The 13362-nt window shown below is 56.7% G+C and carries 18 protein-coding genes; 2 read left to right on the top strand and 16 right to left on the bottom strand.

Features of this window, described 5'->3' with window-relative positions; genetic code table 11:
- Nucleotides 1–21: 21 nt before the first annotated feature.
- Together BC440_RS15145 and BC440_RS15140 are read right to left on the bottom strand one after the other, a co-directional pair.
- Nucleotides 22–627 (bottom strand): NAD(P)H-dependent oxidoreductase, encoded by a 606-nt coding sequence (locus BC440_RS15145; RefSeq protein WP_007091477.1) that lies wholly within the window; start codon nucleotides 625–627, stop codon nucleotides 22–24.
- A gap of 119 nt (nucleotides 628–746) precedes the next feature.
- The gene (locus tag BC440_RS15140) at nucleotides 747–2057 is read right to left on the bottom strand and encodes a replication-associated recombination protein A (RefSeq protein ID WP_037990961.1); all 1311 of its coding nucleotides are present in this window, start codon (nucleotides 2055–2057) and stop codon (nucleotides 747–749) included.
- A 152-nt stretch (nucleotides 2058–2209) separates the two neighbouring features.
- On the opposite strand from BC440_RS15140, the gene BC440_RS15135 reads away from it, so the two are divergent.
- Together BC440_RS15135 and BC440_RS15130 are read left to right on the top strand one after the other, a co-directional pair.
- On the top strand, nucleotides 2210–2617 hold the full coding sequence (locus tag BC440_RS15135; protein ID WP_083379383.1) for a PadR family transcriptional regulator: 408 nt from the start codon (nucleotides 2210–2212) through the stop codon (nucleotides 2615–2617).
- A 45-nt stretch (nucleotides 2618–2662) separates the two neighbouring features.
- Nucleotides 2663–3877: an MFS transporter gene (locus tag BC440_RS15130; protein ID WP_071240406.1), complete on the top strand. Its 1215-nt coding sequence runs from the start codon at nucleotides 2663–2665 to the stop codon at nucleotides 3875–3877.
- A gap of 99 nt (nucleotides 3878–3976) precedes the next feature.
- On the opposite strand, the gene BC440_RS15125 is transcribed toward BC440_RS15130, so the two are convergent.
- From BC440_RS15125 to rpsN, 14 genes are all read right to left on the bottom strand, one after another.
- Nucleotides 3977–5416 (bottom strand): DegQ family serine endoprotease, encoded by a 1440-nt coding sequence (locus tag BC440_RS15125; protein ID WP_007091481.1) that lies wholly within the window; start codon nucleotides 5414–5416, stop codon nucleotides 3977–3979.
- Nucleotides 5417–5645: 229 nt separating this feature from the next.
- Nucleotides 5646–6077, bottom strand: a complete 432-nt coding sequence (gene rplQ, locus BC440_RS15120; protein WP_007091482.1) for a 50S ribosomal protein L17 — start codon at nucleotides 6075–6077, stop codon at nucleotides 5646–5648.
- Nucleotides 6078–6273: 196 nt separating this feature from the next.
- The gene (locus BC440_RS15115; protein ID WP_007091483.1) at nucleotides 6274–7290 is read right to left on the bottom strand and encodes a DNA-directed RNA polymerase subunit alpha; all 1017 of its coding nucleotides are present in this window, start codon (nucleotides 7288–7290) and stop codon (nucleotides 6274–6276) included.
- A gap of 120 nt (nucleotides 7291–7410) precedes the next feature.
- Complete coding sequence (gene rpsK / locus BC440_RS15110; RefSeq protein WP_007091484.1) at nucleotides 7411–7803, bottom strand: 30S ribosomal protein S11; 393 nt, start codon at nucleotides 7801–7803, stop codon at nucleotides 7411–7413.
- 15 nt (nucleotides 7804–7818) lie between these two features.
- Nucleotides 7819–8187 carry a 30S ribosomal protein S13 gene (rpsM, locus tag BC440_RS15105; protein WP_007091485.1) on the bottom strand — a complete coding sequence of 123 codons (369 nt, stop codon included), beginning with the start codon at nucleotides 8185–8187 and terminating at the stop codon, nucleotides 7819–7821.
- Nucleotides 8188–8307: 120 nt separating this feature from the next.
- Nucleotides 8308–8952: an adenylate kinase gene (locus BC440_RS15100; protein ID WP_037990968.1), complete on the bottom strand. Its 645-nt coding sequence runs from the start codon at nucleotides 8950–8952 to the stop codon at nucleotides 8308–8310.
- A 37-nt stretch (nucleotides 8953–8989) separates the two neighbouring features.
- Nucleotides 8990–10336 (bottom strand): preprotein translocase subunit SecY, encoded by a 1347-nt coding sequence (gene secY / locus BC440_RS15095; protein WP_071240405.1) that lies wholly within the window; start codon nucleotides 10334–10336, stop codon nucleotides 8990–8992.
- Between the two features lie 81 nt (nucleotides 10337–10417).
- Nucleotides 10418–10903: a 50S ribosomal protein L15 gene (gene rplO / locus BC440_RS15090; RefSeq protein WP_071240404.1), complete on the bottom strand. Its 486-nt coding sequence runs from the start codon at nucleotides 10901–10903 to the stop codon at nucleotides 10418–10420.
- A 30-nt stretch (nucleotides 10904–10933) separates the two neighbouring features.
- Nucleotides 10934–11128 carry a 50S ribosomal protein L30 gene (rpmD, locus tag BC440_RS15085; RefSeq protein WP_007091489.1) on the bottom strand — a complete coding sequence of 65 codons (195 nt, stop codon included), beginning with the start codon at nucleotides 11126–11128 and terminating at the stop codon, nucleotides 10934–10936.
- A gap of 6 nt (nucleotides 11129–11134) precedes the next feature.
- On the bottom strand, nucleotides 11135–11716 hold the full coding sequence (rpsE, locus tag BC440_RS15080; RefSeq protein ID WP_007091490.1) for a 30S ribosomal protein S5: 582 nt from the start codon (nucleotides 11714–11716) through the stop codon (nucleotides 11135–11137).
- 11 nt (nucleotides 11717–11727) lie between these two features.
- The gene (gene rplR / locus BC440_RS15075; RefSeq protein WP_007091491.1) at nucleotides 11728–12081 is read right to left on the bottom strand and encodes a 50S ribosomal protein L18; all 354 of its coding nucleotides are present in this window, start codon (nucleotides 12079–12081) and stop codon (nucleotides 11728–11730) included.
- A gap of 11 nt (nucleotides 12082–12092) precedes the next feature.
- Nucleotides 12093–12626 carry a 50S ribosomal protein L6 gene (gene rplF / locus BC440_RS15070; RefSeq protein ID WP_007091492.1) on the bottom strand — a complete coding sequence of 178 codons (534 nt, stop codon included), beginning with the start codon at nucleotides 12624–12626 and terminating at the stop codon, nucleotides 12093–12095.
- Between the two features lie 12 nt (nucleotides 12627–12638).
- Nucleotides 12639–13037, bottom strand: coding sequence for a 30S ribosomal protein S8 (gene rpsH, locus BC440_RS15065; protein WP_007091493.1), 399 nt, complete (start codon nucleotides 13035–13037; stop codon nucleotides 12639–12641).
- Between the two features lie 12 nt (nucleotides 13038–13049).
- A complete protein-coding gene (rpsN, locus tag BC440_RS15060; protein ID WP_007091494.1) occupies nucleotides 13050–13355 on the bottom strand; it encodes a 30S ribosomal protein S14 in 306 nt (101 codons plus the stop codon).
- Nucleotides 13356–13362: the final 7 nt, after the last annotated feature.

Genomic DNA, 13362 nt, shown 5'->3' with positions numbered 1-13362 from the left:
GCAATGCAACAGGGGTAAGCGTTATGCCGCCGTCGGAAGCGGTGCAGCAGCCACATTGGCAATCGCACGTTCCATGGCTTCTTCGGCGTTTACCGCGAAACCGGATGCATCGATAACGTCAATATCGGAAATACCGACGAAACCAAGAACCTGTTTCAGATACGGGGTCGCGAAATCGGCCGGGCTGTTGACCGGAACACCGCCGGTGGCAACAACGATATAGGCTTTCTTGCCTTCAAGCAGGCCTTTCGGACCATTTTCAGTGTAGTTGAAGGTCACACCGACACGGGCGATCAGGTCAACCCAGGCCTTAAGCGTCGACGGGACCGAGAAGTTATACATCGGTGCACCGATCACAACGACGTCGGATGCCTGAAGCTCGGCAACCAGTTTGTCGGAAACGGCGATCACGTCTTTCTGTGCCTCGGTACGGTTTTCAGCCGGGGTATAGAACGCGCCGACAATCTCGCCGGTCAGGGCCGGGATCGATTTGTCATTCAGGTCACGTTCAACAACATTGGCAGCCGGAGTTGCGGCAACAATACGTTCGATCAGCTTTGATGCGATCTGACGCGAATTGGAATTTTCGCCGTTAACCGAGGCATTGATATGCAGGATCGAAGTCATGTGAATTCTCCAAGTCCGGGTTTGTTTCTGTTACCCCGACTTTAACAGTTTCCATGACGATGATTATCCGATGTCTTTTCACCAGATTGTTGACCAAAAGAGAACAACACACCTGCCGGTTAGTCTTCGCCGCGCTGCTTTTGACGTTCCCGGCGTAATTTATCGAAATAGTCGACCCGCTTTTTCAAATCACGTTCAAAACCGCGTTCGACCGGTTCGTAAAAATTCTGGCGGCGCATGCCATCGGGAAAATAATTCTGCCCGGAAAATCCATCTTCCTGATCATGGTCATAGGCATAGCCACTGCCATAGCCGATATCCTTCATCAGCTTGGTCGGCGCATTGAGGATATGGGCCGGCGGCATCAGCGACCCGGTATCACGTGCGACCTTTAATGATCGTTTATAGGCGGCATAACCGGCATTTGATTTGGGCGCCAGCGCCAGATAGATCACCGCCTGCGCCAGCGCCAGTTCGCCTTCGGGACTGCCAAGGCGTTCATACGCCTCCCACGCGCCAACACAAATCTGCTGCGCCTGCGGATCGGCAAGTCCGATATCCTCGACCGCCATGCGGGTGATGCGGCGCGCGACGAATTTCGGGTCCTCGCCCCCGGCCAGCATCCGATTAAACCAATACAGGGCCGCATCCGGGTCCGACCCGCGCACCGATTTATGCAGCGCACTGATCAGATTGTAATGACTGTCATCGCCCTTGTCATAAAGCGGCATGCGCTTTTGCACCGTGCGCGACAGTTCGGCAACGCCAAGCGGTCCATCGTCACTGGGCGGCAGCAAAAACAGTTCTTCGGCAAGGTTCAGCAAATAACGGCCATCCCCATCGGCCATGGCGCGCAACGTCACCCGTGCTTCGGGCGACAGGGGCAGCTCGAACCCCATTTCCTTTTCCGCGCGCACCAGAAGCTCTTCAAGCCCCTGATCATCGAGGCGTTTAAGCACCAGCACCTGACAGCGCGACAGCAACGCCGCGTTCAGCTCGAACGAGGGGTTTTCGGTTGTCGCCCCGATCAGGGTAATGGTGCCGTCTTCAACAAACGGCAGGAAGCTGTCCTGTTGTGCCTTGTTGAAACGGTGGATTTCATCAATGAACAAAAGGGTCGATGCCCCGGTTGCCCGCCGCCCGCGTGCCCGGTCAAACACCTTGCGAAGGTCCGCAACCCCGGAAAAGATCGCCGACAAGGGCTCGAACGCCATATCGGCAACATCGGCCATCAGGCGCGCCAGCGTCGTTTTACCGCAGCCCGGCGGCCCCCAAAGAATGACCGATGGCACACGCCCGGTATTGATCATGCGCGTAATCGGTCCCTCATCCCCGAACAGATGCCCCTGTCCGACAACCTCATCCAGCTTGGCCGGACGCAGCCTGTCGGCCAAGGGCCGGGATGCCTGACTTTCAAACAGTGACGCCATATCGGGCAGATGTTCCTATTGTTATCTTGCGACCGGTTTTGCGCGGAACTTATCACGAACATCGACCGGTTTATAGCGATAAGGCAAGAATATTGACACCTCGACCATCGAGGTATACGGTTCGCGCCGTCAAACCAGCCGGAAACACCGACGTGAAACAGATTGCCGATTATACTGACCGTTCCTATTGGCAGGGCACAATCAAAATGTCCTTGTCGAAGTTTTTCGTGCTGTGCGTTTTGCATCGCAAGCCGATGCACGGCTACGAGGTCGTTCAGGCCGTCGAAAAAACCACCAATGGCTGCTGTTCCCCTTCCGAAGGAACCGTCTATCCGGTTCTGAACGAATTCGAGGCCGGTGGATACCTGACATCGCACCCCGAAGTCGTTCAGGGCCGCCAGCGCAAGGTTTACGATCTGACCGACAAGGGGCGCGATGCATTCCGGGTCGCGACCGAGGCATGGATGGATGTGACCCGGCATATCCTTGCCAGCCGGGATGCGATCCAGACCGGCATCGCACCGGTTTCCCCGCAACAGGGAAAGGCATGCTGTGAGTAGTCCTTTTTTCAGGCCATCATACCTCGATGATCGAGGCATCAAATCATGACCAAAGCCCCCAAAAAAATGCCGATCATTATCGCACTTGGCAGCGCACAAACACTGGGGTTCGGATCGACACTTTATCTGCCGGCCATTCTGTCCGCCCCAATGGCAGAGGAATTCGCCATTCCGACCGGCTGGGCGTTTGGTGCCTTTTCGCTGGCACTTGTGGTTGCGGCCCTTCTGGGCCCGATGGCAGGTGCGCGGATCGACCGGTTTGGCGGGCGCAATATCCTGACGGTTTCAAGCCTTGTCTTCGCGCTTGGCCTTGGTTTGCTTGGCCTGTCGAACGGTATGATCGCCATGTGCATGGCGTGGCTCATCATCGGGGCCGGTATGGCGATGGGACTTTACGAGGCGGCCTTTGCAACACTTGCCGGGATCTTTGGGCGCGGTGCACGCGGGCCGATTACCGGCATCACATTGATTGCCGGATTCGCCAGCACGATCTGCTGGCCGATATCGGCCGGGCTTGAAATCGAATATGGCTGGCGTGCCGCCTGCTTTTTCTGGGCAGCGATGCATTTGCTTGTCGGGTTGCCGTTAAACCGCCGGATCATCCCGGCCGGAAACGGCCAGCATATGGCACCGGCCAAGGCCCCTGCTGACAACACCGACAATGTTAAATTCAAAACAGCCCCCGCAGCAAAGCCGGGATATTTCACCCTACCGATGATCCTGCTGGCATTCGTTTTCGCTGCAAGCTGGTTTATCGCAACCGCCATGGCTGCCCATTTGCCGCGATTGTTGCAAATTTCGGGGATGGATACGACGGATGCGATTATCGCCGCCTCGCTCGTCGGCCCGGCACAGGTCGCGGGACGATTGCTGGAATTCGGTGTATTGCAACGCATGCATCCACTGATTTCCGCCCGGATAGCAGGCTTTGCCCATCCGCTTGGCGCATCGCTTCTGCTGGTTTTTGCCGGTCCCGTCGGCATGATATTCACAAGCCTGCATGGAGCGGGCAATGGTATCCTGACCATCGCCAAGGGGACCTTGCCCCTTGCCCTGTTCGGGCCGGTTGGCTATGGCCTGCGGCAGGGATTTCTGATGGCACCGTCGCGCTTTGCGCAGGCCGCCGCCCCGTTCCTGTTCGGATTGCTGATCGACGGATATGGCGTCCGGGCAGTGCTTCTGACCGTGGGGCTGGGTTTACTCAGCTGTCTGGCTATGATGTTTCTTAAAACCGATACGGCCAGATCATCGGCATCATGAAAAGCCAGATCGACCATCTGCCGCTATCGATTGTCAGCGACAAAAACGACAGAACCGGGGAATGATCCCCGGTTCTGTCTATCTATCGGCTGACAAGAATCAAAGCTGGAATTCAGCCGTCAGAACCTTGCCATCGCGTTTGACCGCAATGGACCAGTCCCGCCCGCGTTCACCGGCTTTGATAACGTCCTTCAGGCGGGCCACCGTGTCAATCGGCACACCATTGACCTCGACGATATAATCACCGGGTTGAATGCGGGCACGGCGCGCAAGGCTGTCGCGCTGCACGGCAAGGACGATGACACCGTTGCTCAGCGTATCAATGCCAATTTCATCGGCAAGTGCGGGGTTCACATTGGCGATTTTTGATCCGCTGAACGGATTGCGGCCTTCGACCTCGGTTTCATCACGCGCAGGCAGTTCGGGTGCGACTTCAAGCGGCATCCGGAGCATCACTTCCTGCCCCTTGCGCAGCACGGAAAGCTCGGCATTGTGATCAAGTTCCAGTGTTGCGATGCGGAATTTAAGCTCGTTGGGGTTATCGACAGGAAGACCATTCACCGCAACCACCACATCACCGGGTTTAAGGCCCCCACGATCCGCCGGGCTGCCATCGCGGACTTCGTTGATCAGAACACCATGCGGGCGATCCAGATCAAGCGACGCCGCCAGATCGGCGGTTACCGACTGCCCTGCCGCCCCCAGCCACGGGCGACGCAGATCGCCACTGATCAGGCCACGCATCACCACCTTGACCATATTGACCGGCACGGCAAAACCGATGCCGTTTGACCCGCCCGATTTGGTAAAGATTGCCGAATTCACCCCGATCAGATTGCCATCAATATCAACAAGCGCCCCGCCGGAGTTCCCCGGATTGATCGCGGCATCGGTCTGGATAAAGGATTGGTAATCCTGCCCGGTCACACCGGCACGCGCCAGTGCGGAAACGATGCCGCTGGTCACGGTCTGTCCCACCCCGAACGGGTTGCCGATGGCAAGGACAAGGTCGCCGACCTCGACCGCGTCAGAATCGCCAAGCGTGATGGCCGGCAATTCGTCCTTCACATCACGCAGACGCAGAACGGCCAGATCGGTGCGTTCGTCCGAACCGACCAGATCGGCATCGAATTCGCGATTGTCATGCAGAACAACGCGGATCTCGCTGGCACCATCAATCACGTGATGGTTGGTCACGATTGTGCCGTCCGACGATACAATCACCCCGGAACCAAGCGACCGTTCAACCCGCTGGCGCGGGGCGCCAAACGCCCCGCCGAACCGTTCGCCAAAGAACTGCCGAAAGAACGGATCGTTGAAAAACGGGCTGCGTTGCTGGGTGGTGACGACCTTTTTGGTATAGATGTTCACAACGGCCGGCGCGGTTTGCTTCACCAGCGGCGACAGCGACATCTTTATTTCGGTCTGGCTTTCGGGCAGGCGCCGATCCTGTGCGGATGCTACGCCAATCTGGCCAAACATGGCCCCCGATACAATCATGATCCCGGTCATGACGGTCGCAATCAATCGTGCCTGCACGTCGAACTCTCTCTTTTCTTCGTAAAGCGGGTCAGCGCGGAAAACAGTCTGGTTAGGGTCAGGGTCAGAACCCTGGATACCCGACAGAAAGTAGGGTGATCAGGATTTACGCGCAACCTTGGCGGAAATATGATGAATTTTGAAATATTTCGCTGCCGCGATAAAACCAAAAGAAAACGGGCGGCACCATTGGCACCGCCCGTTTCTATCTTAAAGGCCGAAACGTTGCTTATTCAGCAGACGCTTCTTCGCCTTCGCCCTCTGCTTCAAGGCGAGCACGGTCTTCCGCGCCTTTGGCTTCCGGGTTGCGATCAACGAGTTCGATCACAGCAACCGGAGCAGCATCGCCATAACGGAAGCCAGCCTTCAGAACGCGGGTGTAACCACCCGAACGCTCTTTGTAGCGATCAGCAATTTCGCCGAACAGCTTGGCAACGACTTTCTCGTCACGCAGGATCGAAATGGCCTGACGGCGTGCATGCAGGTCGCCCCGCTTGCCCAGCGTAATCAGTTTTTCGACATACGGGCGAAGATCCTTGGCCTTCGGAAGAGTGGTTTTGATCTGCTCGTGGGTGAGCAGCGAAACCGCCATGTTAGAGAACATCGCCTTACGATGGGACGAAGTACGATTAAGCTTACGGCCTTGCATACCGTGACGCATAGGAACTCTCCTTATTGCCTTGGCTTCGCGCACGAAACCGATTGTGATACCGCGCCGCCACCCTGACTAAATCAGGTCATGCACGTGCGGTTTTGGGCACCAGCCCGCCAGAAATTCCGAAAACCGGGTTTCTGGTTGGGGCAGAACGCCTGCCCCGTCAGTCAAAAAGCACCGCCCCGAAGGCCGAAGCCCCGTCTTAGAACGGGTCTTCGAACTTACGAGCAAGTTCTTCGATGTTTTCCGGCGGCCAACCGCCGACTTCCATACCAAGATGCAGGCCCATCTGCGCCAGAACATCCTTGATTTCGTTCAGCGATTTACGGCCGAAGTTCGGCGTACGAAGCATTTCTGCTTCGGTTTTCTGAACCAGATCACCGATATAGATGATGTTGTCGTTCTTGAGGCAGTTTGCCGAACGGACCGAGAGCTCGAGCTCGTCGACCTTGCGCAGCAGATTGCGGTTGAACGGCAGTTCGTCTTCTTTCTTCTCTTCGACAACCGCTTCCGGCTCGTCGAAGTTGACGAACAGCGACAGCTGGTCCTGAAGGATACGGGCAGCAAGTGCCATTGCATCTTCCGGGGTGACCGAGCCGTTGGTTTCAACGGTCAGCGACAGCTTGTCATAATCGGTATCCTGACCAACACGGGTGTTTTCCACCTTGTAGGCCACTTTACGGATCGGGCTGAAGATTGCATCGATCGGAATAAGACCGATCGGCGCATCCGACGAACGATGCGAGGTCGCAGCAACATAGCCTTTACCGTTATCAACGGTAAATTCGATGTTCAGCGTCGCACCATCATCAAGATGGCACAGCTCGAGATCCGGGTTAAGGATTTCGATGTCGGCACCGGTTTCGATCTGACCCGCGGTGACAGCACCCGGACCAGTCGCTTTAAGCGCCATTTTCTTCGGACCTTCGGCATGCATGCGCACACCCATGGTCTTGATATTCAGGATGATGTCGGTGACATCTTCACGCACACCCGGGATCGACGAAAATTCGTGCAATACACCGTCAATCTGGATCGCAGTAACCGCCGAACCCTGGAGCGACGACAGCAGAATGCGACGCAGCGCGTTACCCAGAGTCTGACCAAAACCGCGCTCCAGCGGTTCCGCCACGATCGTACCGATGCGGCTGGCATCCGTACCCGGAGTAACATCAAGCTTGGTCGGCTTAATCAGTTCCTGCCAGTTCTTTTGAATCACGAGACCCACCTTCGCAACTGGAGCCTATGGTAAGGGGGGCACAAAATTGGCCCCCGCGAGAAACGCGAAGAGGCCCGGTCGCCCGGGCCCAAACGCGGGGTCGTCCGCAGATCGGCGCGATTAGACGCGACGACGTTTACGCGGACGGCAACCGTTATGCGGGATCGGCGTTACGTCTTTGATCGACGTAATGGTGAAACCAACCGCCTGAAGCGCACGAAGAGCAGATTCACGTCCCGAACCCGGGCCTTTAACCTGAACTTCAAGGGTTTTCATGCCGTGTTCAGCAGCTTTTTTACCTGCGTCTTCGGCAGCAACCTGTGCAGCATACGGGGTCGATTTACGCGAACCGCGGAAACCCATACCACCAGCGGTCGACCAGGAAATGGTATTACCCTGAACGTCGGTGATGGTGATCATGGTGTTGTTGAAGGTCGCGTTTACGTGCGCGATACCGTTCGTAATGTTCTTCCGCTCGCGGCGACGCACGCGAGTCTGAGGAGCTTTTGCCATTGTCTGTCCCCTACCTTACTTCTTCTTGCCAGCGATCGGCTTAGCCGGGCCCTTGCGGGTGCGGGCGTTGGTGTGGGTACGCTGACCGCGTACCGGGAGACCGCGACGATGACGCAGGCCGCGATAGCAACCCAGATCCATCAGACGTTTAATGTTCATTGCGGTTTCACGACGAAGGTCGCCTTCGACGGTGTAATCAGCGTCGATGACTTCACGCACCTTGAGAACCTGGTCATCAGAGAGCTGATGAACGCGGGTTGCTGCTTCGATGCCAACCTTTGCGCAAATTTCTTTAGCTTTCGCCGGGCCAATGCCGGTGATGTAGGTAAGCGCAATCACGACGCGCTTAGCGGTCGGGATGTTTACGCCAGCAATACGAGCCACTGTGTGAGACTCCTGTTTCCTGTTAACAAACCCTGCGGCAGATCCGGTAGGACGGGGCGCTGCAAAAGCGGGCCAGCAATACTGCCAACCCGCCAGCAAAAAAATGCCCTGCCCGGGAAATTACCCCAGGATGGCTTCTATCTCGCGCGTAACTTCGTCGATTTCGGCCATCCCGTCAACTGTTTTCAGCTTACCGGCATTCTCATAGTAGGGAATGATCGGTGCTGTCTGCTTGTGATAAGCTTCCAGTCGCGAGGTGACCGTCTCGGCATTGTCATCCGCACGGCGTTTGAATTCGGTGCTGCCACATACGTCGCAAACACCGTCCTGCTTGGGTTTCTGGAACTCGTCATGGTATCCCTGCCCGCATTTCGCGCAGGTGTAGCGACCAACGATACGTGCCACAAGGGCGGCATCATCAACCCGCAACTCGATCACATAATCAAGTGCCAGTCCCTTGGTTTCCAGCATCACATCCAGGGCATGTGCCTGGGCTGTGGTGCGCGGAAAACCGTCCAGGATGAAACCGTTCTTGGTATCATCCTGATCAAGTCGTTCGGAAATCAGACCGATCATCAGATCGTCGGAGACGAGCTTGCCCGCATCCATGACTTCCTTTGCCTTCTGCCCCAGCTCGGTCCCGGCCGCGACCGCTGCACGCAGCATGTCACCGGTCGAAAGCTGAATCATGCCGCGTCCCGTTTCAAGACGCTTTGCCTGGGTCCCTTTGCCAGCCCCCGGAGGGCCAAGAAGGATAATGTTCATTGTTGTCCGTCCCCCTGATGGTCTTGGTGGCGCCGCCTTAGCGGCGGCGTCCACGCAATTTGGATTTCTTGATCAGGCCTTCATACTGGTGTGCCAGCATATGCGACTGGATCTGTGCTACGGTATCCATGGTTACCGTGACAACGATCAGCAAGCTAGTCCCACCAAAGTAGAACGGCACCGACCATTCGGCGATCAGAAGCTCTGGCAGGATACAGACAAATGCCAGATACGCTGCACCGATGACCGTCAGGCGGGTCAGGATGAAATCCAGATAGTTGGCGGTATTCTTGCCCGGACGGATGCCCGGAATGAAGCCGCCATGCTTTTTCAGGTTGTCTGCCGTATCTTCCGGGTTGAAAACAACCGCCGTGTAGAAGAAGGCAAAGAAGACGATCAGCGCGATATACAGACCGATATAAAGCGGCTGGCCACGGCCAAGCAGTGCTGTCACGGTGCTAAGCCACGCAGGCGCATCCGCACCGGCAGTGAACTGTGCAACCGACAGCGGCATCAGCAGAAGCGAGCTTGCAAAGATCGGCGGAATAACGCCGGCCGTGTTGATCTTGAGCGGCAGGTGCGAGCTCTGACCTTCCATGACCTTCATGCCGACCTGGCGTTTCGGGTACTGGATCAGAACACGGCGCTGGGCACGTTCCACGAACACGATGAAGGCAATGACGGCAATCGCCAGCACGATGATCGCAACGATCACCAGTGCCGAAATCGCGCCGGTACGGCCCAGTTCAAGAGTGCCCGCAATCGCGGCCGGAAGGCCCGCAACAATACCGGTAAAGATGATAAGCGAAATGCCGTTACCGATACCGCGCTGGGTGATCTGTTCGCCCAGCCACATCAGGAACATGGTGCCGCCAACCAGGGTCACAACCGCAGTAAAGCGGAAGAACATGCCCGGATCATGAACCGCAGAGCCGGATGAACCGCTCATGCTTTCAAGACCAACGGCAATGCCCCATGCCTGGATCGTGGCGATCACAACGGTCAGATAACGGGTATATTGATTAATCTTTTTACGCCCCTGTTCGCCCTCTTTTTTCATAGCCTCAAGGCTTGGCGAAACAGTGGTCATCAGCTGAATGATGATCGAGGCGGAGATGTAAGGCATGATGTTCAGCGCGAAGATGGTCATACGCCCAAGCGCACCACCAGCAAACATGTCGAACATGCCCAGGACGCCACCAGCATTCTGCTGGAAAATATCAGCAAGAATGGACGGGTCAACGCCGGGAATCGGGATATATGTTCCCAGACGGTAAACTATAAGCGCGCCCAACGTGAACCAGATGCGCTTTTTAAGCTCGGTTGCCTTAGAAAAAGACGACCAGTTCAGGTTCGCGGCAAGCTGCTCGGCGGCCGATGCCATGCACTTATCTCCCAATAGGCTAAAACTGGAGGGTCCGGTCCCGTAATCTTGGGAACCGGACCCTCACGTAGTCATAGAGGCTTATTCTGCGGTTTCTGCTGCGGCAACCGGAGCAAGAACCTTGACCGAGCCACCAGCTTTCTCGACGGCTTCGATAGCCGACTTGGAAGCACCGGTGATTTCGATGTTCAGTTTCGCTTTCAGTTCGCCTTTAGCGAGCAGACGCAGACCGTCTTTCTGCGGACGGGCCAGGCCTTTTTCGACCAGAACTTCGATGGTGACATTCGCACCTTCTTCAAGAACACCGTTATCAACGGCGGTCTGAAGGGTACCAAGGTTCACGACACCGAACAGTTTCCGGAACGGATTTTTAAAGCCGCGCTTCGGAAGACGACGGTAGATTGGCATCTGCCCGCCTTCGAAGCCATTGATCGCTACACCGGAACGGGACGTCTGACCCTTCTGACCTGCGCCAGAAGTTTTGCCTTTGCCCGAACCGATACCGCGACCGACGCGGGTGCGCGCCTTGCGGGCACCCGGGTTATCGGCAAGTTCGTTGAGTTTCATTAATCAACACCTTTTCGATCTGGGGGCCAATCAGGCCTCGTCCACGCGGACGAGGTGCTTGACCTTGGCGATCATACCGCGAACAGCCGGAGTATCTTCCAGCTCACGAGTCCGGTGCAGTTTGTTCAGGCCAAGACCCACAAGGGTCTGGCGCTGATCAGCCGGACGTCCGATCGGCGAACCCGTCTGGGTAACGCGAACGGTCGCTTTTTTCTTAGCAGCCATATCGAATTACTCCTTTTCGAGAACGGCGGCCGCAGCCGAACCGCTATCGCGACGGGCAACGATCTCGCCAACCTTCAGGCCGCGTTTTGCAGCGACCTGACGCGGTGAAGCGCCGTTGACCAGAGCGTCAAGAGTTGCACGGATAACGTTGTGCGGGTTGTTCGAACCGGTGCATTTGGACACAACGTCCTGAACACCCATGGTTTCGAAAACTGCGCGCATCGCACCGCCAGCAATGATACCGGTACCAGCCGGAGCAGAACGGAGAATAACCCGACCTGCACCAAAGTGGCCCTGCACATCGTGGTGAAGGGTACGGCCTTCACGCAACGGAACGCGGATCATGTTGCGCTTGGCTGCTTCGGTAGCCTTGCGGATCGCTTCCGGAACTTCACGGGCTTTGCCCGTGCCGTATCCGACGCGACCGCGCTGGTCACCGACGACAACCATTGCGGAGAAAGCAAAGCGACGGCCGCCCTTAACGACTTTCGCGACGCGGTTGATACCAACCAGCTTGTCGACGAGTTCGTTTTCTTCACGGGCTTTCGGCGCCTGCTGCTGCTGTTGTGTATTCTGATTACGTGCCATGGTCGTGCTCCTTAGAAGTCCAGACCGCCCTCACGGGCGGCATCGGCCAGAGCTTTCACCCGGCCATGGAACAAATACCCGCCACGATCAAATACGACCGTTTTCACACCAGCGGCAACGGCACGTTCGGCAATAGCTTTACCGACCAGCACAGCTGCTTCGGCATTGCTGCCTTTGCCACCGAGATCTTTCTCGGCCGACGAAGCGCAGACAAGAGTCTTGCCTGCCAGATCGTCGATAATCTGTGCATAGATATGCGCGTTGGAACGGTGCACGCTGAGGCGCGGGCGACCGGCCGCTTTCTGGCGGATCGCAAAACGAACGCGGCGTTTGCGGCGCTCGAAGAGGTTTCTCGCGTTTTTCATCGTGCCAGTCCTTACTTCTTCTTGCCTTCTTTGCGCAAGATATACTCGCCTTCGTAACGGACACCTTTGCCTTTGTAAGGCTCCGGACCGCGCCAGCCGCGTGCATTTGCAGCGAACTGACCAACGAGCTGTTTATCTGCGCCAGAGATGGCGATAAGGGTCGGCTTTTCTGCGACGACGTTAAGACCCGCGGGGATCTCCATTTCCACGTCATGAGAGAAGCCAAGCTGCAGAACCAGTTTATTGCCCTGGACCTGCGCACGGTAACCAACACCGGTGATTTCCAGTTTCTTGGTGAAGCCGTCCGAAACCCCGGTTACGAGGTTTGCGATATTGGCGCGTGTGGTACCCCAAAGGGCACGGGCGCGCTTGGTATCGTTGGCCGGTTTCACGGTGATCTGGTTGTCATCCTGTGAAACAGTTACGTCCGAGGTCAGCGGCAGACGAAGCTCACCGAGCTTGCCTTTTGCACTGATCTGTTCTTCGGTCAGGGTGATGGTAACGCCGCTAGGCACGACCACCGGGTTTTTTCCTACTCGCGACATCGTTGGCCCTCCTTAGAATACCTTGCAGAGGATTTCGCCGCCGACATTCTGCTCGCGAGCCTCCTGATCCGACAGAACCCCTTTCGGAGTGGATAGGACTGCAATGCCCAAGCCGTTATATACTTTCGGAAGATCTTTGATCTTCGAATACACACGACGACCCGGGGTCGAGACGCGGTCGATCTGCTTAATCACGCCTTCGCCCTCAAAATATTTGAGTTCGATGTTGATTTCGCTGACGCCCTTGCGAATTTCATTAATGCTGTAACCGCGGATGTAACCTTCGCGCTGGAGAACATCCAGCACACCGGTACGCAGTTTTGAAGCCGGCGAAGCAACGTTGGATTTACCAACGCGCTGACCGTTGCGGATACGCGTGAGCATATCGCCTACGGGATCAGTCATCGACATGTGATGTCCTCCTTACCAGCTCGACTTCACCATGCCCGGGATCTGACCACGCGAAGCAAGTTCACGAAGCGCGATACGGGACAGGCGGAATTTGCGATAGACACCGCGCGGACGACCGGAAACCTGGCAGCGGATACGCTGACGGATACGGGCCGAGTTACGCGGCAGCTGGGCGAGTTTGATCACGCACGCGATACGCTCTTCAGGAGAGGTCTCGCGATTGTTAATGACCGCTTTAAGGGCGGCACGCTTGGCAGCATGCTGCTTAGCCAGGCGCTCACGTTTAAGTTCGCGCTGAACGGCGCTTTTCTTGGCCATGGGCCAA

Origin of the sequence: Thalassospira sp. MIT1004 (assembly GCF_001858545.1) — a bacterium.
In the GTDB taxonomy this organism is placed as follows: domain Bacteria; phylum Pseudomonadota; class Alphaproteobacteria; order Rhodospirillales; family Thalassospiraceae; genus Thalassospira; species Thalassospira xiamenensis.
This window is presented reverse-complemented; position numbering and strand designations above follow the sequence as displayed.

Coding starts and splice junctions, on each gene's coding strand:
- rpsN (WP_007091494.1), bottom strand. CDS start 13,355: ATGGCCAAGAAAAGCGCCGTTCAGCGCGAACTTAAACGTGAGCGCCTG.
- secY (WP_071240405.1), bottom strand. CDS start 10,336: ATGGCATCGGCCGCCGAGCAGCTTGCCGCGAACCTGAACTGGTCGTCT.
- rpsH (WP_007091493.1), bottom strand. CDS start 13,037: ATGTCGATGACTGATCCCGTAGGCGATATGCTCACGCGTATCCGCAAC.
- BC440_RS15130 (WP_071240406.1), top strand. CDS start 2,663: ATGACCAAAGCCCCCAAAAAAATGCCGATCATTATCGCACTTGGCAGC.
- rpsE (WP_007091490.1), bottom strand. CDS start 11,716: ATGGCACGTAATCAGAATACACAACAGCAGCAGCAGGCGCCGAAAGCC.
- rplO (WP_071240404.1), bottom strand. CDS start 10,903: ATGAAACTCAACGAACTTGCCGATAACCCGGGTGCCCGCAAGGCGCGC.
- BC440_RS15140 (WP_037990961.1), bottom strand. CDS start 2,057: ATGGCGTCACTGTTTGAAAGTCAGGCATCCCGGCCCTTGGCCGACAGG.
- rpsK (WP_007091484.1), bottom strand. CDS start 7,803: ATGGCAAAAGCTCCTCAGACTCGCGTGCGTCGCCGCGAGCGGAAGAAC.
- rplF (WP_007091492.1), bottom strand. CDS start 12,626: ATGTCGCGAGTAGGAAAAAACCCGGTGGTCGTGCCTAGCGGCGTTACC.
- rplR (WP_007091491.1), bottom strand. CDS start 12,081: ATGAAAAACGCGAGAAACCTCTTCGAGCGCCGCAAACGCCGCGTTCGT.
- rplQ (WP_007091482.1), bottom strand. CDS start 6,077: ATGCGTCACGGTATGCAAGGCCGTAAGCTTAATCGTACTTCGTCCCAT.
- BC440_RS15100 (WP_037990968.1), bottom strand. CDS start 8,952: ATGAACATTATCCTTCTTGGCCCTCCGGGGGCTGGCAAAGGGACCCAG.
- rpmD (WP_007091489.1), bottom strand. CDS start 11,128: ATGGCTGCTAAGAAAAAAGCGACCGTTCGCGTTACCCAGACGGGTTCG.
- BC440_RS15145 (WP_007091477.1), bottom strand. CDS start 627: ATGACTTCGATCCTGCATATCAATGCCTCGGTTAACGGCGAAAATTCC.